Source organism: Lyngbya sp. CCY1209, assembly GCF_055795065.1.
The window spans coordinates 1-902 of record NZ_JAYFER010000349.1; the positions used below are offsets into that span (position 1 = coordinate 1).

General features: G+C 43.6%; 1 protein-coding gene. It reads right to left on the reverse strand.

Features of this window, described 5'->3' with window-relative positions:
- Nucleotides 1–902: reverse transcriptase domain-containing protein (locus tag AC0QHF_RS09785; protein ID WP_324704019.1), on the reverse strand; the 902-nt coding region annotated here is incomplete at both ends.

Consider the following 902-nt stretch of genomic DNA (forward strand, 5'->3'; position numbering starts at 1 on the left):
GACACTACCCATGCCCGTAGTTGTTGCCAGAGTATGTTATCTAGCTTGTTGAAAATCTCCTTGGAGACTACCCCTGAGTAATACTTTGCCCATCCAGTGATGATGGGATTGAGGTGTTTAATCAGGGCGGCTTGAGGTGCTGTTTTGTATTTCTTAATTACCTCTTTCACCTTTTCAATGTGGGCTTTGATTGCTTTCTTGTTCGGTTTGACGTGGGTTACGAAGCCTAATAGTTTACTGCTCCTTCCCCCGCTTTTTCCAGAAACGTGTTTTCCGGCAGGATATTGCCTGATATTGAACCCCAGAAAGTCAAAACCAGATGGAACTTTTTCTCCGTTAACTTCGATTTCTCGAAGTGTGTGACAGATTCTTGTCTTCTCCGGTTTAAGCTGGAGACCAATAGGTTTTAACCATTCGGAAATAGCAATCTTGCACTGTTCAATGATTTTGAGCTTTGGTGATATGACTACAAAATCATCGGCATATCTAATGACCGTTGCTTGTACTCTATTTCCTTTCTTTGGAAAGAGTTCTTCTATATGCCTCACCATTCCATCCAGTGCAATGTTGGCGAGGAGTGGACTTATTACCCCTCCTTGAGGTGTCCCTGCTTTTGTGTCGTCAAATACACCATTGTCCATAACCCCAGCTTTTAACCATTGTCTGATATTTCGCCTTATGGTCGTTGGACAATGAAGTTTGGATAGCAGGTAATCATGGTCAATCTGGTCGAAGCATTTGGCGATGTCAGCATCGAGGACGTAGTATCCCATTTTGTTGATACCATTAAATATTCTGCCAATTGCATCGTGGGTTGAGCGTCCAGGTCGAAACCCATAGCTTGTTCCCTCGAATTTAGGTTCCCAGTAGGGTTCCATTGCCATCTTGACCAAGGCTTGCTT